We start from the raw sequence: 20511 nt of genomic DNA on the forward strand, positions 1-20511 counted from the left end.
TCCGGTTCAGGAAATCCCGTGCCACGCCGCCCGTGCGTCCTCCCTGTTCTGGTCCAGAAAAGCGAAAGAAGGAACGATGTCGCATTCGGAACGCCCCGGCCCGACCGGGCAGCCGGCCGGACGGAAGCCGGTCGGCCTGATCGGACTCGGCGCCATGGGCCGTCCCGCCGCCGCATTCCTCGCCAAGGCGGGCCTGGACACGTACTGCTACGACGAGGACCGGGAGGTGATGGACCGGGTGGCCGCCCAGGGGGTACGGCCGAAGGGGTCGATCGCGGAACTGGCCGCCGCGAGCGAGGTGATCGTGCTGATGGTCCCCTCCGACCAGGACGTGATCGACGTCTGCTCCCCCGAGACCGGCGTGCTCTCCGCCGCCGCGCCCGGCTCGGTGGTGCTGATCTGCTCCTCGGTCACCCCGGACACCTGCGCCCTGGTAGCGCGCCAGGCGGCGCCGGCCGGTGTGGAGGTGCTGGACGCGGCGCTCACCGGCGGGGTCAGGGCCGCCGAAGCCGGCGAGATCAACCTGCTGGTCGGCGGCGACGAGTTGATCCTGGACAGCATCCGCCCGGAACTCGCGCCCTGGACCAAGACCGTCCACCACCTCGGCGGGCTGGGCTCGGGGCAGGTCGGCAAGACGGTCAACAACCTCTGCCACTGGGGCCAGTTGTCGGCGATCGTGGAGGCGCTGCGACTGGGCCGGGCGCTCGGGGTCTCCCCCACCAAGCTGCGCGCCGCCCTGCTGGACGGCCCGGCGGCGAGCCGCACCATCGCCGAGATGGAGCTGATGCGGCTGACCTGGCACCGCAAGGACCTCGCCAACGCGATGCTGATGGCCGCGTCGGCCGGCCAGGAACTCCCGGTGGCGACGACCGTACGGGAGGCGATGGAGCACATCACCGTCGCCGACATCGCCGCCCTGTACGCCGAGCCGGAGCCAGGACCCGGGCACGGGACGGACGCCGGGCCGGAGCCAGGACCCGGGCAGGGGACGGACGCCGGGCCGGGGCGGCAGGCGGTGCGCTGATGGGGGCCCACCGGATAGCCGTCGACACCGGCGGCACCTTCACCGACTTCGTACTGCTCGACGAGAGCAGCGGCGAGGTCTCCATCGCCAAGATCCTCTCCTCGCCCGCCGATCCGTCGGTCGCGGTGATCGCCGGTGTTCGGCGCTTCCTGGACGAGGCGGCCGGCCGCACCGTGTCGTCCTTCTGCCACGGCACCACGGTCGGCACCAACGCCCTGCTGGAGGAGAAGGGGGCCCGCACCGGGCTGCTGGTCACCGAGGGCTTCCGCGGCATCTACGAGATCATGGAGCAGTCCCGGCCGCACGGCCCCGCCCTGTTCGACCTGGCCTACGACAAACCCGCGCTGCTGGCCCCGGAGTTCCGGACCGGCGAGGTCCGTGAGCGGGTCGGCCACCGCGGTGAGGTGCTGCTGCCGCTGGACGAGGACGCGCTGCGCGCGACCCTGCGCGGGCTGCGCGGCCGGCAGATCGAGTCGATCGCCGTCTGCCTGCTCTTCTCCTACCTCCATCCGGCGCACGAGCGGCGGGTGCTGGAGCTGGTCCGCGAGGAACTGCCCGGCTGCTACGTGTCGTTGAGCTCCGAGGTGCTGCCGCAGATCCGCGAGTACACCCGGCTGAGCACCACTGTGGTCAACGCGTATCTGCAGCCGATCGTGCAGCGTTATCTGACCAGTCTGCGCGAACGGCTGCACGGCCTGGGTGTCACCACGGGACAGGCGTATGTGATGCAGTCCAACGGCGGCACCGCCACCTTCGGCAAGGCCGCCGAGAAGGCCGCCGCGACGCTGCTGTCCGGGCCGGCCGGCGGGGTGACGGCGGGCGCGCGGATCAGCGCGATGTACGGCATCGACAAGGTGATCACCTTCGACATGGGCGGCACGTCCTGCGATGTGGCGCTGATCGAGGGCGGCCGGCCGCGGCTCGGTCACGGCGGTCTTATCGGCGGGCGGCAGGTCGGCCTGACCGCGCTGGAGATCGACACCGTCTCGGCCGGCGGCGGCACACTCGCCTCCGTCGACGCCCAGGGGGTGCTCAAGGTCGGCCCGGACAGCGCCGGTTCTGTGCCCGGGCCGGCCTGTTACGGCGGCGGCGGGACGCGGCCCACCGTCACCGACGCCAATCTCGCCCTCGGCTACTTCAGCGAGCGGTCCCGGCTCGGCGGTTCGCTCGCACTGGACACCGGCGCCGCGCTGGCCGCGCTGCGCGAGCATGTCGCACGCCCGCTCGGGCTCGACCCGCAGGACGCCGCCCGCGGCATCGTCGACGTGGTCAACACCCAGATGCAGGAGGCGATCAAGGGCATCTCCACCATGCACGGCTACGACCTGCGGGACTTCGTCCTGGTCGCGTTCGGCGGCGCCGGTCCTGTGCACGCCGCGGCGCTCGCCGCCGAACTCCACATGGCCGGCGTCATCGTGCCCGCGCACCCCGGTGTGTTCTCCGCGCTGGGACTGCTGATGGCCGACGTGCAGCACGACCACGTACGCTCCCGGCTCGATCCGCTGGCCGGGCTGCGGCCGGCCCGGGTCCGTGCGGTCTTCGACGAACTGGCGGCGACCGCCACCGCCGAACTGCGCGCCGAGGGCTTCGACCCGGCGGCGATCGAGATCGACCGCGCCCTCGACATCCGCTACGCGGGCCAGGGGTACGAGGTGACCGTGCCGGTCCCCGCGGACGCGCTCGACGCCGGCGACCTCGACATCGTCCGCAAGGCCTTCGACGACGAGCACCTGGAGCGCTTCGGGCACGCCGCCCTGGGCGAGGCCGCCGAGATCGTCTCCTACCGGGTCACCGGCCGCGGCCTGGTGCCGCCGGTCCGGCTGCCGCAGTACGCGCCGGCCGGCACGCCCCTGGCCGCCGCCGAGGTGGAACGGCGGCCGGTGCGCTTCGGCGCCGAACTGCTGGACTGCCCGGTCTACGCCCGTGAACGCCTCGACGTGGGAACGGTGTTCACCGGCCCCGCCGTCATCGATCAGGAGGACACCACCGTGGTCGTACTGCCCGGCCAGCAGGTCACCGTCGACCAGTGGCTCAACTTGTTCCTGGCCCCGGCCGCCCCTGAGGGGGACCCGCGATGAGTACCGACCCGATCACCTTCCAGGTGCTGCGCGCCCGGCTGTCCGGGGTGGTGCAGGAGATGCAGTTCGCCCTCTTCCGGACCGGCTTCTCCACCATCATCCGGGAGTCCCAGGACGCCTCGTGCGCGCTGCTCGACCCGGCCGGCAAGGTCGTCGCCCAGCATGTCGTCCTGCCGCTGCACATCGGCGCCTTCCCGGCCTGCGCCGCCGCGGTGCTGGCCGAGTACGGCGAAGGGCTGCGGCCAGGGGACGCGTACCTGATCAACCACACCTACGAGGGCGCCAGCCCGCACGCGCCGGACTTCTTCATCATCTGCCCGGTCTTCACCGACGGTGAACTGCTCGGCTTCGCCGCCAGCATGGCCCACAAGGGCGACATCGGCGGCCCGGTGCCGGGCAGTTGCTCGGCGCGGGCGACCGAGATCTACAACGAGGGACTGCACCTGCCCGCCGTCCGCTACCAGCGCGGCTACCGGACGGTCCGCGAGCTGGAGCGGATCGTCGCCGCCAACAGCCGTACGCCCGAGGTGGTGGTCGGCGACATGCGCGGCCAGCTCGGCGCGGTGCGCCTCGGTGAGCGCCGGCTGCGGGAGATCGCCGCCAAGCACGGCCTGGCCGGACTGCGGGAGTACTTCGGCGAGTTGCTGCACATCTCGCAGGCCCGGGTGCGGGCCGCGTTCGCCGGCTGGCCGGACGGCGTGGCCACTGCGGAGCGCTTCGTGGACGACGACGGGATCGACCTGGAGCGCTCCTTCCGGATCGCGGTGACGGTGCGCAAGAGCGGTGACCGGCTCGCCTTCGACTTCACCGGCAGCGACGACCAGACGGCCGGTCCGGCGAACATCAGGCCGCCGCTGCTCCGCGCCGCCTGCGCCTATGTGGTGATCTCGCTGCTCGGCACCGACACCTACGTCAACTCCGGGCTGCTGGACTCCCTGGAGCTGATCACCCGCCCCGGCAGTGTGGTCGACCCGCGCTTCCCGGCGGCGGTGAACACCTACAACCCCACTGTGCACGCGGTGGTGGACGCGGTCTTCGACGCGATGAGCCGGCTGGTGCCGGGCCGGGGCCGGGCGGACGGCTGCGCCAGCCGGTCCTTCGTGATGAGCGGCGGCCATGTGCCCGGCACCCGCGCCTACGTCCAGTACGAGCTCTTCGGCGGCGGCACCGGGGCGCGCCCCGACCACGACGGGGTCTCCGGCTCCTCGGTGAACCACACCAACGGCAAGATCGCGCCGATCGAGATCGTGGAGAGCGAGTACGCGACCCGGGTGGTGCGCTGCGAGCTGATCCCGGACTCGGCCGGCGCCGGGCGGCAGCGCGGGGGCCTGGGCATCCGGCGCGAGTACGAGGTGCTGGAGCCGGCCCGGTTCTCGCTGCGCTCCACCCGGCACAAGATCGCCCCGCTGGGGGTAAACGGCGGCGGGGACGGCCGGATCGGCCGGCTGACCGTCAACCCGGGCACCGACCGGGAGCGGGTGCTGCCGTCCCGTTACGCGGATCTGCCGCTGGCCCCGGGCGACCGCTTCGTGCTGGAGACGCCCGGCGGCGGCGGTTTCGGCTCCCCGCTGGAGCGCGATCCGCTGCTGGTGCTCGCCGACGTCCGGGCGGGTTACGTCTCGCCGGAGGGCGCGGCGGCCGACTACGGGGTGGCGCTGCGCCCGGGCACCGCGCCAGGCGGCCGGCCGGAACTGGACGAGGAGGCCACCGCGCGGCTGCGGGCGGCGTCGCGCGCACGGGCGGACGGCGGAGCGGCCGGCGCCGCGGGCAGGACGGAGGTGACGGCATGACGCTCGACGGAAAGGTGGCCCTGGTCACCGGGGCAGGACGCAATGTCGGCGCGGCCATCGCGCTGCGGCTGGCCCGGGAGGGCGCGAAGGTCGCGGTGGTGGACCTGGACCGGGAGCGGGCCGGGCTCACCGTGAAGGCCATCGGGGAGGAAGTGCCGGGCGCGGCGGCCGCCTTCGTCTGTGACGTCTCCGAACGCGCCGCGGTGGAGCGGCTGGTGACCGAGGTGGTGGAACGCCTCGGCGGCATCGACATCCTGGTCAACAACGTGGCGGTCACCGACCGGGGCGCGACCGTACTCGATCTGGCCGAGGAGGAGTGGGACCGGGTGCTGAAGGTGACGCTCACCAGTGTCTTCCTGGTCACCAAGTACGCGGGACGGCAGATGGTCGCGCAGGGCAGGGGCGGCGCGGTGGTCAACATCGGCTCCACCTCGGGCTACCGGGCCCGGCCCAACGCGCTGGCCTACCCGGCCGCCAAGGCCGCGGTCATCAACGTCACCCGGTCGATGGCCGCGCAACTGGCGCCGCACGGCATCCGGGTCAACTCGGTCACCCCCAACAAGGTGGGCTCCCCGGTCGGCCGGGACGAGGAGCCGCCCGACCGGCCCCGCAAGGGCAACATGCTGGGGCGCGGCGGCCGGCCCGACGACATCGCCGCCGCGGTCTTCTTCCTCGCCTCCCAGGACGCCGGCTTCATCACCTCCACCGACCTGGTGGTGGACGGCGGCGTGCTCAACGGGGTCATGGACTGAGCCGCCGCGGCACCCCGCCGCTCCGTCCGGGTCCGCCCGGCTCTGTCCCCCGCCCCGCCCTCCGCACCGCCCCGTCCGTCCCGCCCTGTCCACTCAACCCGTCCGTACCGCAGTGCCCGAAAGCGAGGCGTTCGCATGTCAGACCGGAAACGGGTCTTCCTGCGCGGAATCAGCTCGGAGTCGTACGGCCTCAAGGAGTTCCGGCGGGCCCAGCTGGCCGCCGCGCGGGTCCGTGACGACTCGGTGGTGGTGGCGACCGGCACCGGGGCCGGCTACTCCAGCGACCACCGCGATGCCGCCGACGTCCGCTGGCGGCTGGCCCCCGGCGACGAGGAGTTCCTCACCCAGACCCTGCAGGTCCACTTCGTCGAACTCCCGCCGCACAGCGAGAACCAGGGCCACGGCCACCAGAACGAGGCCGCGTTCTACATCCTCGAAGGCGCCGGCTACGAGATCCACGACGGGCTGCGCTACGACTGGCGCGCCGGCGACCTGGCCTTCGTGCACACCGACTCGGTGCACCAGCACGTCAACCCCTATGAGGAAAAGGCGGTCTGTCTGGTCGTCAAGGCCAAGACGACCTGGATGTTCCTCGGGCTGCTGCAGCAGGGCCGGGGCGGACCGGTCGAGCGGCCCGAGGAGTTCGGCGAGCGGGAGGACTGGTCGCTGATCTGGACCGAGGGGGTACGGGAGCGCAAGAAGATCGTCCGGCCGGAGGACTGCGCCTGGCAGGACACCCCGCTGGGCCGGGTACGGGTGCGCAACAGCCCGGCGCACACCGGGCACCGGCAGTTCAGTGTCGACGTCTTCGAGCTCGACGTCCCGGCGGGCAGCCGCTCAGGACGGCACTGGAAGATGGCCGACGAGGTCCTCTACGTACTGGACGGCGCCGGCTACTCGCTGCACTGGGAGGTGCAGGAGGAGATCGCCGACCGCTACCACGCCCGGATCGCCCGCACCCCGACCCGGCACGACATCACCAAGGGCGACACCCTCTACGTCCCGCAGAACACCGTCGCCCAGCACTTCGCCGCGGACGGCACGCCGCTGCGGCTGCTCTCCGCGCAGAACCGCCTCTTCAAGCACCTCGGGTACGACCGGGTGCACTACTTCGAACCGGCTCCGCCCCAGGGCGCGTCCTGATCCGGAAGGCCCGCTTTTCACAAGCGCTCAATCGCCGGTTTCCCGGCCGAAAGGGTTGCTTAGGGCACCCTTACAGTGTCGGTCGGGTGAACTGCGGGGGAATTGTGTTTCCCGGCCTCCGTGCAGGTGGGTGCGTGTACCAACAGGTGCTTAGCATGAGCGGCACCCACGATCCACCGCACGGAAATCCGGAGGTCCGGTGTGTCCGCCGAACCCGACACCGAACCCGACACCGAACCCGCCGACGGGACCGACAGCGAGCCGGCGGCCGGCAGCGCCGCCGGCTCCCCCGCCGAGGCTCCGTCCGATCCCGCCCCAGAAGCCGGCGGCATAGCCGCGGCGCACCCGCGCCGCCGCGCCCGCGGCCGGCAAGTGGCCGCCGTCGCGGTCGTCGTCGCCGCCGCGGTCACCGGCGGAGTGCTCGCCGCGAACAGCGGGGGCTCCGCCACCCGGCACACCGCGGCCGCCGCCTCCGACGGCCTCGCCCACACCTCCGTCGAGGTCTCGCCGAGCCTGTGCGGCAAGGGCTGGGTCGGTCCGCACGCCGGCACCCAGGCATTCGACCTGTTCAACCCCGCAGCGAGCGCCACCGAGGTCTATCTGACCGATCCGAGGTCGGGCCGGATCTTCTCCGAGGTGGAGGGCCTGGCGCCCGGCACCACCCGGACCATGGTGGTGGACCTCGGCAGCGGCACCTACGCCTTCAAGTGCGTGCAGGAGGACACCGACGCGGTCACCGGACCGACGGTGACCGTACCGGGCTCCGTGCCGCAGGGCCCCGCCACCTTGCCGGTCACCGAGCACGACCTGATCCCGCCGACACTGGACTACCAGAAGTGGGTGGGCGAGCGGGTCGCCGAACTGGCCGGCCGCGCGGGCACGCTGAAGAAGGACATCGACAACGGCGACCTCACCGCGGCCCGCCGCGACTGGCTCACCGCGCACCTGGTCTACGAGCGGATGGGCGCCGCGTACGACACCTTCGGCGACGCGGACGGCGCGATCAACGGCACCGTCTCCCGGGACCCGGACGCGGTCAAGGACCCGGACTTCACCGGCTTCCACCGGATCGAGTACGGGCTGTGGCACGGCGAGTCCGCCACGTCGCTCAGCGGCCCGGCGGCCCGGCTGGTCAAGGACGTCGGCGCGCTGCGCGCGGCCTGGCCGCAGGAGCGGATGGACCCGGCGAACATGGGCCTGCGCGCCCACGAGATCATCGAGAACGCCGAGCAGTTCGAGCTGACCGGCCGCACCGACTACGGCAGCGGCAGCAACCTGGCCACCGCGCGGGCCAACATCGACGGCACCCGCGAGATCCTGGCCAAGCTCAACTCCCTGGTGGCGCCGCGCGATCCGGGTCTGGCCACGCTCAACGCGGCACTGGACCGGGCCGCGGCCGACCTGGACGCCCAGGACCACGGCGGCACCTGGACCCCCCTGACCGAGCTGACGCAGGCTCAGCGCGAGCGGATCAACGCCGACTTCGGCGATCTGCTGGAACAACTCGCCCCCGTGGCGTCGATCTTCGAAGTACGGAGGACGGCATGACCGACACGCACGAGCCGACCGGCGCGGGCGATCTGCGGCGGCGCGGGTTCCTGCGCGGCGCCGCGCTGAGTGTGGGAGCGGTCGGCGCGGTCGCCGGCGGCGCCGCGGCCCTGGCCGGCGGCGGCACGGCCGCCGCGGCCACCCCGGCCCCCTCGGGCACCCCGGCCCGGCCGGCCGCGCCGGGCTTCCACGGGGCCCACCAGGCGGGCATCGTGGAGCCGGTGACGCAGTCCACCGCCTTCCTCTCCTTCGACGTCACCGCGGCCGACCGGCGCGAGCTGACCGAGTTGCTGCACACCATCACCGAGCGGGCCCGTTTCCTGGCCACCGGCGGCACCCCCGCGGCGCTCGGCATCACCGACTCCCCCTCCGACAGCGGGACCCTCGGCCCGCGGGTGCCCGCCGACGGCCTGATGGTCACCGCGGGCGTCGGCGCGTCCCTCTTCGACGACCGGTTCGGTCTGGGGGACCGCAAGCCGCTGCGGCTGAGCACCATGCCCGCCTTCGACGACGACGATCTGCAGCCGGCCTGGTGCCACGGCGACCTGAGCCTGCAGCTGAGCGCACCGCACGCCGACACGGTGCTGCACGCGGTCCGTGACATCGCCCGGCACACCCGCGGCGGCATGCAGGTGCGCTGGCGGATGGACGGCTTCACCAGCCCGCCGCGGCCCAGCGGAACCCCCCGCAACCACATGGGTTTCAAGGACGGTACGTCCAATCCGGACGTCACCGACCCGGCGGTCGCCGACCGGCTGCTGTGGGTGACCGGCGGCGGCGAGCCGTCCTGGACCACCGGTGGCTCGTACCAGGTGGTGCGGCTGATCCGGATGCTGGTGGAGTTCTGGGACCGGGTGTCCATCACCGAGCAGCAGCGGATGTTCGGCCGCGAGCGGGACACCGGTGCGCCGCTGGACGGCGCCCACGAGTTCGACACACCGAAGTTCGACCAGGACCCGACGGGCGACATCATCCCGCTGGACAGCCACATCCGGGTGGCCAATCCGCGGACCGCCCAGAGCGCCGACTCCCGCCTGCTGCGCCGCGGTTACAACTACGACCGGGGGATGGACAGCAACGGCAACCTCGACATGGGGCTGATCTTCGTCTGCTATCAGCAGGATCTGGAGCGGCAGTTCGCCACCGTGCAGAAGCGGCTCGCCGGTGAGCCGCTGGTGGACTACATCTCGCCCTACGGCGGCGGCTACTTCTTCGCCCTGCCGGGGGTGCGCGACCGGTCCGACTGGCTCGGCAGCGCACTGCTCGCCTGACCACGCCTCGCTGCGAGCAAAGCGCAGGTCAAGACTTCCTCAGGATTCCCTGACCCGCTGTTCACCCCGTCGCCACCAACGTGCCTTTGTCATGTCGCGGTTCGCCAGAACGATCGCGTTCGACACCGTGCACGAATCCACAGCGGCACGAGTAAAGCGCCACTTAGCGGAGGCTGAGACCACACATGAGCACCACAGGCGGTACGGGCAAGTCAAGAAGGGCGGGCGCGCGCATGCGAACCGCGCGCTGGGGGGCGTTCGCCGGGGCTGCGGCGCTCGTACTGCTGGGCGGCACCGCGCCCGCCAACGCGGCCACGCCGGCGAGCGGTGACGCGAACACCACCACCCCGATCAAGCACGTCGTGGTCATCTTCCAGGAGAACGTCTCCTTCGACCACTACTTCGGCACCTACCCGGAGGCGGCGAACACCGACGGCACCAAGTTCACCGCCGCCGCGGGCACGCCGAAGGACGTCGACACCCTCAGCCACGCGGGGCTGCTCAAGAACAACCCGAACCAGTACGCGCCCAAGCGGCTCGGTCCGGACAAGGCCGTCACCTGCGACCAGAACCACTCCTACGGTCCTGAGCAGTACGCGGGCAACGGCGGCAAGGCCGACTCGTACGTGCAGAACACCGAGACCAGCACCTGCTCCGGCGGCCTGTTCGGCGAGCCCGGCCTGGTGATGGACTACTACGACGGCAACACCGTCACCGGTCTGTGGAACTACGCCCAGCACTACTCGCTCGGCGACAACTCCTACAGCAGCACGTACGGCCCCTCCACCCCGGGCGCGCTGAACCTGATCTCGGGCCAGACGCACGGCGTGATCTCGGTCGACCCGAAGAGCGGCACCGAGGACCCCAAGCAGACGGCGACGCCGGACGCGTACACGGTGGTCTCCCCGGACGCCAAGGGTGTCGGCACGGTCATCAACGACCCCGACCCGGCCTTCGACGACTGCTCGGACAACAGCCACACCAGCACCAACGCGCTGGCCGCCATGCAGGGCAAGAACATCGGTGACCTGCTGAACGCCAAGAACGTCAGCTGGGGCTGGTTCCAGGGCGGCTTCCGTCCGTCGACCGCGTGGGACGGCAAGCAGGGCGACTACGCCAGCTGCCAGAACACCACGCACACCAACGTCGGCGGCGCCTCCTCGGTCGACTACAGCCCGCACCACTCGCCGTTCCAGTACTACAAGTCCACAGCGAACCCGCACCACCTCGCGCCGAAGAACACCGCCGAGATCGGTCACGACGGCCAGGCGAACCACAACTACGACCTGACCGACTTCAACGCCGCGCTCGACGCGGGCAGCCTGCCGGCGGTCAGCTTCCTGAAGGCCGCCGAGTACCAGGACGGTCACGCCGGTTACTCCGACCCGACCGACGAGCAGAACTTCCTGGTCAAGCAGATCAACGCCATCCAGTCCTCGCCGGAGTGGAAGGACACCGCGGTCGTCGTGGCGTACGACGACTCGGACGGCTGGTACGACCACGCCTTCGCGACGCCGCAGAACGGCTCCAAGGACACCACGGTGGGCTCCAACGGCAAGACCACCGACAGCCCGGCCTGCCAGGCCGGTCCGGCTTCCGCGGGCGGCTACGCCGACCGCTGCGGCCCGGGCACCCGGCAGCCGCTGCTGGTCATCTCGCCCTACAGCAAGGTCAACTCGGTCGACCACACCCGCACCGAGCAGGCCTCGATCACCAAGTTCATCGAGAGCAACTGGCAGACCGGTGGCATCGGTGACGCGTCCTTCGACGCCCGCGCCAACAACCTGACCGGCGCGTTCGACTTCTCCAAGCCGAACAACAAGCAGGTCCTGCTGAACGCCGACGGTTCGGTGAAGTCGGTCAAGGACATCTCCGGCCAGACCCCGCCGACCACGCCGAGCACCGGTGGGACCACCGGCTCGGGCACCACGGGCGGGTCCACCGCCGGTGGCAGCACCGGCAGCGGCACCGCGGGCACCGGCACCGCCGGCGGCAACAACCCCGGTACGGACGGCAGCGGCGACCAGCTGGCCGCCACCGGTGGCTCCTCGCCGGCCCTGCCGCTCGGCATCACCGCCGGCGTCCTGGTGGTCGGTGGCGGCGCGCTCTGGTACGCCCGCAAGCACCGCCGCACGAACAGCGACACCGCCGCCTGACGGGCCCGCTGACGGCCTGACAGTACGGCTCCACGAGGCCGCCCCGGCAATCGCCGGGGCGGCCTCCGGTGTGCCGCGGCGGACGTCGAAGGGCGGAGCACCGGCGAAGATGGTCATGTGTTCAGGAACTGAAGACATATCAGGCCCCATCAGTACCACCGGCCCGGATTGCCGGATTTGGCGAGGCTTCTCCGGTTACCGTCCGCGGCTTTGTGCACAACTCTTGACATGGATGAAACACAGGGAGAAACATCGCGGTGTGCATCGGGAGAGCGCTCTCACTCAGCAACTGGAGTGCGCCCGCCCATAGTTCGCGCTGACCACGGCATCTCGTCGTTCCGCTGATGTCGGGCGGGACGACAGCCCCCTTCTGCCCCCACCTGTGGAACCAGGAGAGTTGCTCATGCTCGCTCCCCCCACCGGCCCGCCCGCACTGAGAACATCGGTGCTCTCGGGCCGGCGAAACATCGTAGCGGTGATCCTCACGGCGCTCGCCGCCTCACTGCTGCTCTTCGTACCGATGCGCTCGGCGCACGCGGCCGACACCCTGCTCTCACAGGGCAAGACCGCAACGGCTTCCTCCACCGAGAACGCCGGTACCCCCGCCTCGGCGGCCGTCGACGGCAACACCGGCACCCGCTGGTCGTCCGCCGCCGCAGACCCGCAGTGGCTCCAGGTCGACCTCGGCGCCACCGCGCAGGTCAACTCCGTCACCCTCAACTGGGAAGCGGCGTACGCCAAGTCCTTCAAGATCCAGGTGTCGGCCGACGGCACCAACTGGACGGACGTGTACTCCACCACGACGGCCACCGGTGGAAACCAGACGGTTTCCGTAAACGGTTCCGGGCGTTATGTCCGGCTGTACGGGACGGTCCGCGCCACTCAGTACGGCTACTCGCTGTGGGAGTTCCAGGTCTTCGGCACCACCGGCGGCGGCACGCCGCCGGCCGCGGGCACCCTGCTCTCCCAGGGCAAGACCGCGACCGCGTCCTCCACCGAGAACGCCGGCACCCCCGCCTCGGCGGCCGTCGACGGCGACACCGGCACCCGCTGGTCGTCGGCCGCCGCAGACCCGCAGTGGCTCCAGGTCGACCTCGGCAGCACCTCCACCATCAGCCAGGTGGTGCTGAACTGGGAGGCCGCGTACGGCAAGTCCTTCAAGATCCAGACCTCCAACGACGGTTCGGCCTGGACCGACATCTACTCCACCACCACCGGCACCGGTGGCAACCAGACCCTGAACGTCTCCGGCTCCGGCCGTTACGTGCGGGTCTACGGCACCGTCCGCGGCACCGGATACGGCTACTCCCTGTGGGAGTTCCAGGTGTACGGCACCGCGGGCAGCACCTCCGGCGGCGGTGACGGCGGCGGCACGGGCGGCGGCACCGGTGGCACCGGCCCGATCCAGGGCGGCGGCGACCTCGGCCCGAACGTGAAGGTCTTCGACCCGTCGACCCCGAACATCCAGGGCCAGCTGGACCAGATCTTCGCCCAGCAGGAGTCCAACCAGTTCGGTGACGCCCGCTACCAGGTCTTCTTCAAGCCGGGTACCTACAACGGGCTCAACGACCAGGTCGGCTTCTACACCTCGGTCTCCGGCCTCGGCAAGAACCCGGACGACGTCCAGATCAACGGCGACATCACGGTGGACGCCGGCTGGTTCAACGGCAACGCCACCCAGAACTTCTGGCGTTCGGTGGAGAACCTGGCGATCAGGCCGGTGAGCGGCGACGACCGGTGGGCGGTCGCGCAGGCGGCTCCGTTCCGCCGGGTGCATGTCGAGGGCGGCCTCAACCTGGCGCCGAACGGCTACGGCTGGGCCAGTGGCGGCTACATCGCCGACAGCAAGATCGACGGCACCGTCGGCCCGTACTCGCAGCAGCAGTGGTACACCCGTGACAGCCAGATCGGCGGCTGGACCAACGGCGTGTGGAACATGGTGTTCTCGGGTGTCCAGGGCGCTCCGGCGCAGAACTTCTCGGACTCCACCAAGTACACGACGCTCGCCACCACTCCCGAGTCGCGGGAGAAGCCGTACCTGTACCTGGACGGCAACAACTACTCGGTCTTCGTGCCGAGTCTGCGCACCAACGCCAGCGGCGTCTCGTGGCCCAACACCCCGGGCACCTCGATCCCGCTGTCGCAGTTCTACGTGGCGCACCCGGGCGACTCCGCGGCGACCATCAACGCGGCGCTCGCCCAGGGGCTCAACCTGCTGCTCACCCCGGGCATCTACCACGTGAACCAGCCGATCAACGTGACCCGCGCCAACACCGTGGTTCTCGGGCTGGGTTACGCCACCGTCATCCCGGACGGCGGCGTGGACGCGGTGAAGGTCGCGGACGTCGACGGTGTGCGGCTGGCGAGCTTCCTGATCGACGCGGGTGCGGGCAACTCGCCGCAGCTGCTCCAGGTGGGCGCGGCCGGTTCGACCGCGAGCCACGCGGCCAACCCGACCACCGTCCAGGACGTCTTCGCCCGGGTCGGCGGCGCCGGTCCCGCACAGGCGCAGACCGCGTTCGAGGTCAACAGCAACGACGTGATCATCGACCACACCTGGATCTGGCGCGCCGACCACGGCGCCTCGCCGACCGGCTGGAACGTCAACCCGGCCGACATCGGTCTGAAGGTCAACGGCAACAACGTGCTGGCCACCGGCCTGTTCGTGGAGCACTTCAAGAAGTACGACGTGGAGTGGCACGGTCAGAACGGCCGGACGATCTTCTTCCAGAACGAGAAGGCGTACGACGCCCCGAACCAGGCCGCGGTACAGAACGGCAGTATCCGGGGCTTCGCCGCGTACAAGGTGGACGACAACGTCACCACGCACGAGGGCTGGGGCCTGGGCAGCTACTGCAACTACACCGCGGACCCGACGATCATCCAGGATCACGGGTTCGAGGCACCGACGACGCCGGGGGTCAAGTTCCACGACCTGCTGGTGGTGTCGCTCGGCGGCATGGGCCAATACGCCCATGTCATCAACAACACCGGGCCGGGGACGTCGGGTACGTCCACGGTGCCGTCGATCGTGGTGTCGTACCCGTAAGGGCGCGCCTGCCGCGGTCGACCGAGTGAGGCGAGGGCCGCCGTCCCGTGGGGGACGGCGGCCCTCCGCCATTTCCCACCGCCGCACCCGGTGGGCGCTCCCGGTCGGCGCCACCGGCGGCGGCAGGCGGGGCGGAGCAGTTCGGGATCGTACGTAATTCCGCGGCGGCAGAGGGTCGTTGACCTCAGCAGTGGTCAGGTTCGCGCAATAAGGCGCGTTCATGTCTGCAATATCCCTTGACCTCTGCGTAACTTGAGCACAATTCTCATGGGCGCACCTCGCACTTCCAGGGCTCCATCCCCCCATGGCCCGGGCGGCCGCGCGCCGCCCGCCGATCCCGAACGGAGTAACCGAGTGGCAATCAGACGACGACGCCGGCTGTCCGGCGCGGTGGCCCTCGCGGTCGCCGCGCTGGCCGCGCTGACCGCGGGCACCCTGCCCGCGCAGTCCGCCGCGGCGGCTCCCGCACGACCGTGGACGGTCGCCGCGGACACCCCGGCGCAGCGCGCCGACGCCCTGCTGGCACAGATGACCACGGCCGAGAAGATCACCATGATGCACGGCGGCGCGCAGTGCGCCTGGGGCGCCTGTGTGGACGCCAACACCCGCCTCGGGATACCCCAGTTACGGCTCCAGGACGGCCCGGCCGGGGTCGCCGACGGGGCCGGCGGGGTCACCCAGCTGCCCGCCCCGGTGGCCGCCGCTGCCTCCTTCGACCGCGATCTGGCCAAGAGCTACGGCACGGTGATCGGGAACGAGGCGTGGAACAAGGGCGCCAACATCGTACTCGGCCCGACCATCAACATCGTGCGCGACCCGCGCTGGGGCCGCGCCTTCGAATCACTCAGCGAAGACCCTTATCTGGCGGCCGAACTGGGCGCGGCCGACATCCAGGGCATCCAGAGCCAGGGTCCGATGGCGCAGGTGAAGCACTACGCCGACTACAACCAGGAGACCAACCGCAACAACGCGCAGGACAACGTCATCATGAACGACCGGACGCAGCGGGAGATCTATCTGCCGGCGTTCGAGGCCGCGGTCAAGCAGGGCCAGGCGTTCTCGGTGATGTGCTCCTACGCCTCGGTGGCCGGCACCTACGCCTGCGAGAACGCCCAGCTCATCCAGCAGGTTCTGGAGGGCGACCTGGGCTTCACCGGCTTCGTCACCTCCGACTGGGGCGGCACGCACTCCACCGTCGCCTCGGCGAACGCCGGTCTCGACCAGGAGATGAACGGCAGCGACTTCTACGGCACGGCACTGACCAACGCGGTCAACAGCGGCCAGGTCTCCATCGCCAACCTCAACGGCCATGTCCGCCGCATCCTTGTCTCGATGTTCGCCTCCGGGCTCTTCGACACCACCCAGACCGGCACCATCACCACCCCGGTCAGTACCGCCGCCCACCAGACCACCGCCCGGCAGGTCGCGGAGGAGGGCAGTGTGCTGCTGAAGAACACCGGTGCGGCGCTGCCGCTCGGCGCCGCCAACAAGAAGATCGCGGTGATCGGCGACGACGCGGGACCCAACGCGCTGACCGCGGGCGGCGGCAGCGCGCACGTCGGCTCGGCCTCGATCGTCACCCCCTTCAACGCCCTGGTGTCGCGGGCCGGTCCGGGCGCGAGCGTCACCTATGCGCAGGGTTACTCCTCACCCGGCGGCGAGATCGTCGACAGCCCGTATCTGACCCCGGCGCAGGGCGGCGGGCACGGGCTGTACGGGCAGTTCTACAACGGGACCTCGCTGGGCGGCACACCGCTGGCCTCCCGGGTCGACCCGACCGTCAACTTCCTGTGGGGCGGGGCCTCACCGACCGGCGGCGTACCCGCCAATGGCTGGTCGGCGAAGTGGACCGGCACGCTGACCCCGCCGAGCACCGGCTCGTACACCTTCGCGCTCAGCAGTGACGACGGCAGCCGGCTGTTCATCAACGGGCAGCAGCTCATCGACAACTGGGCGAACCAGCCGCGGACCACCAAGACCGGCACGGTGACGCTGACCGCGGGTCAGCAGGTGAGCATCGAGGTCGACTACTTCAACGACGGCGGCGGCAGTGAGCTGGAGCTGGGCTGGCAGGTGCCCAACCAGGATCTGCACGGCCAGGCCGTGACCGCGGCCCGCGACGCCGACACCGCGCTGGTCTTCGTCAACAAGGCCGAGGGCGAGGGCGCCGACCTCGGCGACATCAACCTCTCCGCCGACCAGAACCAGCTGGTCACCGATGTGGCGGCGGCCAATCCCAACACCGTCGTGGTGATCAACAGCGGCTCGGCGATCACCATGCCGTGGGCGGGCAGCGTCCGCGGCATCATCGAGAACTGGTATCCCGGCCAGGAGGACGGCAACGCGATCGCCGCCCTGCTCTACGGAGATGTGAACTTCTCCGGCAAGCTCCCGGTGACCTTCCCGCAGAGCCTCAGCGATGTCCCGGCGAACACCACCGCGCAGTGGCCGGGCCAGAACGGCACCGTTCAGTACTCCGAGGGCGTCAACGTCGGCTACCGCTGGTACGACAGCCAGAACAAAACACCGCTCTTCCCGTTCGGCTTCGGCCTGTCCTACACCACCTTCGCCTACTCGGGCCTGACGGTCGGCCAGCCGGACGCGGCCGGCAACGTCGCGGTCGCCTTCGACGTCAGGAACAGCGGCACCAGGGCCGGCGCCGAGGTGGCCCAGGTCTATGTCGGCCGGCCCGCCACCACCGGCGAACCCCCCAAGAGCCTGCGCGGCTTCCAGCGGGTGAGCCTCGACCCCGGCCAGACCCAGCACGTCTCGCTGACCCTCGACGCCCGCAGCTTCCAGTTCTGGAACAACGGCTGGACCAACGCGGCCGGCACCAACACCGTCTCGGTCGGCTCCTCCTCGCGTGACATCCGCCTCACCGGCAGCACCACCGTCACGGCGGGCGGCGGCGGCAACCCGCCCGGTCAGACCACCGCGGTCTCGCTGCGGGCACACGCCAACAACCAGTACGTCACCGCCGAGAACGCGGGCGCCGCGGCACTGATCGCCAACCGTGCGGCCATCGGTCCCTGGGAGACCTTCGACGAGATCGACCTCGGCGGCGGCACGGTGGCGCTGCGGTCGCACGCCAACAGCAAGTACGTGACGACGCCGGGCAACGGCTCCGGCTCGCTCATCGCGAGCGGTACCGGCGTGGGGACGGCCGAGACCTTCGACCTGATCCACGACCCGGACGGCGCGGTGACGCTGCGCGCCCACTCCAACAACCAGTATGTGACGGCGGAGAACGCGGGCGCTGCGGCGCTGATCGCCAACCGGGGCGCGATCGGCCCCTGGGAGGAGTTCGACCTGATCCAGGACTGAACCGCGGCGCGTTCCGCCAGGGGCGGTGGACCCCGTCCCGCATCCAGGGGCGGGGGCCACCGCCCGGCCTGCGTACAGGAGTTGACGGCGGCCGGATCGTATACGCGCGTCAGCCGGCGGCGCCGTCCGCGGGCAGTGCGTACAGCCCCGGCAGATTGACCACGACCGCCTCCTGGGTGCTGCGCGCGATCACCACCACGGCCTCGCCGTCCGGGTCGGGGTTCTCCTCGCGGTGCGGCACATAGGGCGGCACGAAGATGTAGTCGCCGGGCCCGGTCACCAGCCGGATCTCCTGCGGGCCGCCGGCGCCGGAGTCGTCCAGGAAGACGAACTCCGGCCGTCCGCTGACCACATAGATCGCGGTCTCCGACGCGCCGTGGTGGTGGTCGGAGGAGGCGGTGGCGGGCGCGACATGCGTCTGGCCCATCCACAGCCGCTCGGAGCCGACGGTCTTCCCGCTGATGGCCGCGAACCGGCGCATCCCACCGGTCTGCGCGGTGTCACCGTCCAGGCCGTCGGCGCGGATGTGGTGCAGCCGGTTGCGCAGCGGGAGGGGCGGGCCGTCCTGGCCGGCCGGCAGATGCGGGTGGAAGCCCTCGCCTGCGATGGTCGGGTGCTCGGTCATACCGGGGACGCTAGAGCGGCCGCCAAAAGGATGTCAAGAGGTGTCCATTACGGTCGACCTGCGCGGATGTCCGCACCGGCGGCGTCCTTACGGCCGGAATCGGCACGCGGCGGCCACTGTCGGGGCGATACTGGGCGCATGCATATCTCCGCGAAGGCGGACTACGCCGCTCGGGCCCTGGTCGAACTGGCCCGCGACTCCGCCCGCCCGCTCACCTGTGAGGCGATCGCCTCCTCGCAGGAGATCCCGTTCCGCTTCCTGAAGTCCGTGGTCGGCGAACTGCGCCGCGGCGGCCTGGTCCGCAGCCAGCGCGGCTGCGAGGGCGGCTACTGGCTCAGCCGCCCGGCCGAGCAGATCACCCTGCTCGATGTCGTGCGTGCCGTCGACGGCGAGGTCTTCACGCTGCGCGGCGAGGCGCTGGCCGGCCTCGCCTATCCCAGCCCGGCCGCGGCCCTGCCCGCCGTCTGGCGCTCGATCGAGGCCGGCGCCGCCGCCGCGCTGGCCGCGGTGACCGTCGCGGCGCTGCTGGCGGGCGACGCCCGTGAGCAGTCGCGGACGGGGGAAGTGGCCGGCCCCGGGGAGGACCGGCTCGCGGGTGTGGCATGACCGGGGCCGGGTCCGGCGGGCAGCCGCTGCGCATCACCGAGTACACCGACCCGCTCTGCCCGTGGGCCTGGGGCGCGGAGCCGGTCTTCCGGCTGCTGCGCGGCATGCTGGACGGTCAGGCGCGGTGGCGGCGGGTCTACGGCATCCTCTTCGACACCGATGACGACCCCGCGCCCGACCCGGCCGCGGAGACCGCCTGGTACGCGGGCTTCGTCCGCGAGGTCAGCGCGCACACCGGCGCCCCGCACGCGGCGCGGCTGAGCCGGGTGGCGGCGACCAGCTGGCCCGCCTCGCTGGTGGCCAAGGCCGCCGAGGCGCAGGGCGAGCCGGTCGCCGGGCGGGTGCTGCGCCGGCTGCGGGAGTCGATGTTCGTGGCCGGTGAGCCGGCGGACACCCTCGGTCTTGCGCTGGCCGCGGCGCGCGGCGTGCCGGGCCTGGACGCCGTACGGCTGGCCGCCGACGCGGCCTCCCCCGAGGTGCTGGCGGCGGTGCGTGCGGACCACCGCGAGACCCGGGACCCGCTCCCTGAGGCGCTGGCCGTCACGGGCCCGGGTCCGCACCCCGGCACCCCCAAGGAGACCGCCGACGGGCGGCTGCGGTACGCCCTGCCGACGCTGGTCGTCACCGGCCCGGCGGGACACCGGCTGGTGCCGGGCAGGCAGCCGCTGGAGAGCTGTCTGGCGGCGGTCGCTGCGGTCGCGCCGGCTGTCCGGCCGGCTGTCCAACACCCTTCACCCGATGACCTGTTGGCGTGGCACCGCAGCCTCAGCGGACCCGACTGGGCGCTGCTCGCCCCGGGTTGCCGGCCGCCCGCGCAGGCGGTGCGGACCGGCACGGGGAACGGCCCGCTGTGGCTCCACCCGGCCGAGGCGGCGGCCTCCCCGTGGCTGCCGGTTTCCCCCGCTGAAGTCGCTGACCAGCACCGACGCGGGGACGGCGGCCGTTCCAGCCAATGAGACACCTTTTGGTGTCCATTGACATCGGCTCACCCCGCCCGCAAGGATGGGCACATGCTTACGACGCACCCCGGTGTGGTGTGCCGCTACGTGGACTTTCTGCGTACCAACAGCGCTCTCTGTCGCTGACCGTACGCTCGTGGCCCCGCGGCGCCTGACCGGTCACTGACCGAGGCCCCGCCGTCCGGC

The 20511-nt window shown here is 71.4% G+C and carries 13 protein-coding genes; 12 read left to right on the plus strand and 1 reads right to left on the minus strand.

Annotation, left to right across the window (positions count from 1 at the left end; translation table 11 throughout):
• Window positions 1-43: 43 nt before the first annotated feature.
• The 10 genes from OG552_RS04820 to OG552_RS04865 all read left to right on the plus strand — a co-directional run bounded on the left by OG552_RS04820 (window position 44) and on the right by OG552_RS04865 (window position 18135).
• A complete protein-coding gene (locus OG552_RS04820) occupies window positions 44-1024 on the plus strand; it encodes an NAD(P)-dependent oxidoreductase (protein WP_329140536.1) in 981 nt (326 codons plus the stop codon).
• Window positions 1024-3102, plus strand: coding sequence for a hydantoinase/oxoprolinase family protein (locus OG552_RS04825; protein ID WP_329129883.1), 2079 nt, complete (start codon window positions 1024-1026; stop codon window positions 3100-3102). The genes OG552_RS04820 and OG552_RS04825 overlap by 1 nt, the downstream gene beginning before the upstream one ends.
• Window positions 3099-4892 carry a hydantoinase B/oxoprolinase family protein gene (locus tag OG552_RS04830; RefSeq protein ID WP_329129885.1) on the plus strand — a complete coding sequence of 598 codons (1794 nt, stop codon included), beginning with the start codon at window positions 3099-3101 and terminating at the stop codon, window positions 4890-4892. Before OG552_RS04825 ends, OG552_RS04830 begins: the two co-directional genes overlap by 4 nt.
• Window positions 4889-5644, plus strand: a complete 756-nt coding sequence (locus OG552_RS04835) for an SDR family NAD(P)-dependent oxidoreductase (protein ID WP_329129887.1) — start codon at window positions 4889-4891, stop codon at window positions 5642-5644. Before OG552_RS04830 ends, OG552_RS04835 begins: the two co-directional genes overlap by 4 nt.
• Before the next feature lie 135 nt (window positions 5645-5779).
• Window positions 5780-6787, plus strand: a complete 1008-nt coding sequence (locus tag OG552_RS04840) for a cupin domain-containing protein (RefSeq protein WP_329129889.1) — start codon at window positions 5780-5782, stop codon at window positions 6785-6787.
• A gap of 201 nt (window positions 6788-6988) precedes the next feature.
• Window positions 6989-8335: an EfeM/EfeO family lipoprotein gene (locus OG552_RS04845; RefSeq protein WP_329129890.1), complete on the plus strand. Its 1347-nt coding sequence runs from the start codon at window positions 6989-6991 to the stop codon at window positions 8333-8335.
• The gene (gene efeB, locus OG552_RS04850; RefSeq protein ID WP_329129892.1) at window positions 8332-9606 is read left to right on the plus strand and encodes an iron uptake transporter deferrochelatase/peroxidase subunit; all 1275 of its coding nucleotides are present in this window, start codon (window positions 8332-8334) and stop codon (window positions 9604-9606) included. Before OG552_RS04845 ends, efeB begins: the two co-directional genes overlap by 4 nt.
• A 233-nt stretch (window positions 9607-9839) precedes the next feature.
• Window positions 9840-11762 carry an alkaline phosphatase family protein gene (locus OG552_RS04855; protein WP_329129894.1) on the plus strand — a complete coding sequence of 641 codons (1923 nt, stop codon included), beginning with the start codon at window positions 9840-9842 and terminating at the stop codon, window positions 11760-11762.
• Window positions 11763-12165: 403 nt separating this feature from the next.
• Window positions 12166-14811, plus strand: a complete 2646-nt coding sequence (locus OG552_RS04860) for a discoidin domain-containing protein (RefSeq protein WP_443070867.1) — start codon at window positions 12166-12168, stop codon at window positions 14809-14811.
• Between the two features lie 354 nt (window positions 14812-15165).
• Complete coding sequence (locus OG552_RS04865) at window positions 15166-18135, plus strand: glycoside hydrolase family 3 C-terminal domain-containing protein (RefSeq protein ID WP_329129896.1); 2970 nt, start codon at window positions 15166-15168, stop codon at window positions 18133-18135.
• A gap of 109 nt (window positions 18136-18244) precedes the next feature.
• Here the strand turns inward: OG552_RS04865 and OG552_RS04870 are convergent, their stop codons facing one another.
• Window positions 18245-18760: a cupin domain-containing protein gene (locus tag OG552_RS04870; RefSeq protein ID WP_329129897.1), complete on the minus strand. Its 516-nt coding sequence runs from the start codon at window positions 18758-18760 to the stop codon at window positions 18245-18247.
• A gap of 138 nt (window positions 18761-18898) precedes the next feature.
• Here OG552_RS04870 and OG552_RS04875 point away from each other — a divergent pair, with 138 nt between their 5' ends.
• Both OG552_RS04875 and OG552_RS04880 read left to right on the plus strand, forming a co-directional pair.
• Window positions 18899-19366 (plus strand): RrF2 family transcriptional regulator, encoded by a 468-nt coding sequence (locus OG552_RS04875; RefSeq protein WP_329129899.1) that lies wholly within the window; start codon window positions 18899-18901, stop codon window positions 19364-19366.
• Window positions 19363-20322 carry a DsbA family oxidoreductase gene (locus OG552_RS04880; protein ID WP_329129901.1) on the plus strand — a complete coding sequence of 320 codons (960 nt, stop codon included), beginning with the start codon at window positions 19363-19365 and terminating at the stop codon, window positions 20320-20322. The genes OG552_RS04875 and OG552_RS04880 overlap by 4 nt, the downstream gene beginning before the upstream one ends.
• The last annotated feature ends 189 nt before the right edge of the window (window positions 20323-20511 follow it).

Source organism: Streptomyces sp. NBC_01476 (assembly GCF_036227265.1).
Lineage (GTDB): Bacteria > Actinomycetota > Actinomycetes > Streptomycetales > Streptomycetaceae > Actinacidiphila.

What these genes read in the sequence shown, in the direction of transcription:
- OG552_RS04870 (WP_329129897.1), bottom strand. Translation starts at nt 18,760, where the DNA reads ATGACCGAGCACCCGACCATCGCAGGCGAGGGCTTCCACCCGCATCTG.
- OG552_RS04880 (WP_329129901.1), top strand. Translation starts at nt 19,363, where the DNA reads ATGACCGGGGCCGGGTCCGGCGGGCAGCCGCTGCGCATCACCGAGTAC.
- OG552_RS04860 (WP_443070867.1), top strand. Translation starts at nt 12,166, where the DNA reads ATGCTCGCTCCCCCCACCGGCCCGCCCGCACTGAGAACATCGGTGCTC.
- OG552_RS04830 (WP_329129885.1), top strand. Translation starts at nt 3,099, where the DNA reads ATGAGTACCGACCCGATCACCTTCCAGGTGCTGCGCGCCCGGCTGTCC.
- OG552_RS04840 (WP_329129889.1), top strand. Translation starts at nt 5,780, where the DNA reads ATGTCAGACCGGAAACGGGTCTTCCTGCGCGGAATCAGCTCGGAGTCG.
- OG552_RS04825 (WP_329129883.1), top strand. Translation starts at nt 1,024, where the DNA reads ATGGGGGCCCACCGGATAGCCGTCGACACCGGCGGCACCTTCACCGAC.
- OG552_RS04855 (WP_329129894.1), top strand. Translation starts at nt 9,840, where the DNA reads ATGCGAACCGCGCGCTGGGGGGCGTTCGCCGGGGCTGCGGCGCTCGTA.
- efeB (WP_329129892.1), top strand. Translation starts at nt 8,332, where the DNA reads ATGACCGACACGCACGAGCCGACCGGCGCGGGCGATCTGCGGCGGCGC.
- OG552_RS04875 (WP_329129899.1), top strand. Translation starts at nt 18,899, where the DNA reads ATGCATATCTCCGCGAAGGCGGACTACGCCGCTCGGGCCCTGGTCGAA.
- OG552_RS04835 (WP_329129887.1), top strand. Translation starts at nt 4,889, where the DNA reads ATGACGCTCGACGGAAAGGTGGCCCTGGTCACCGGGGCAGGACGCAAT.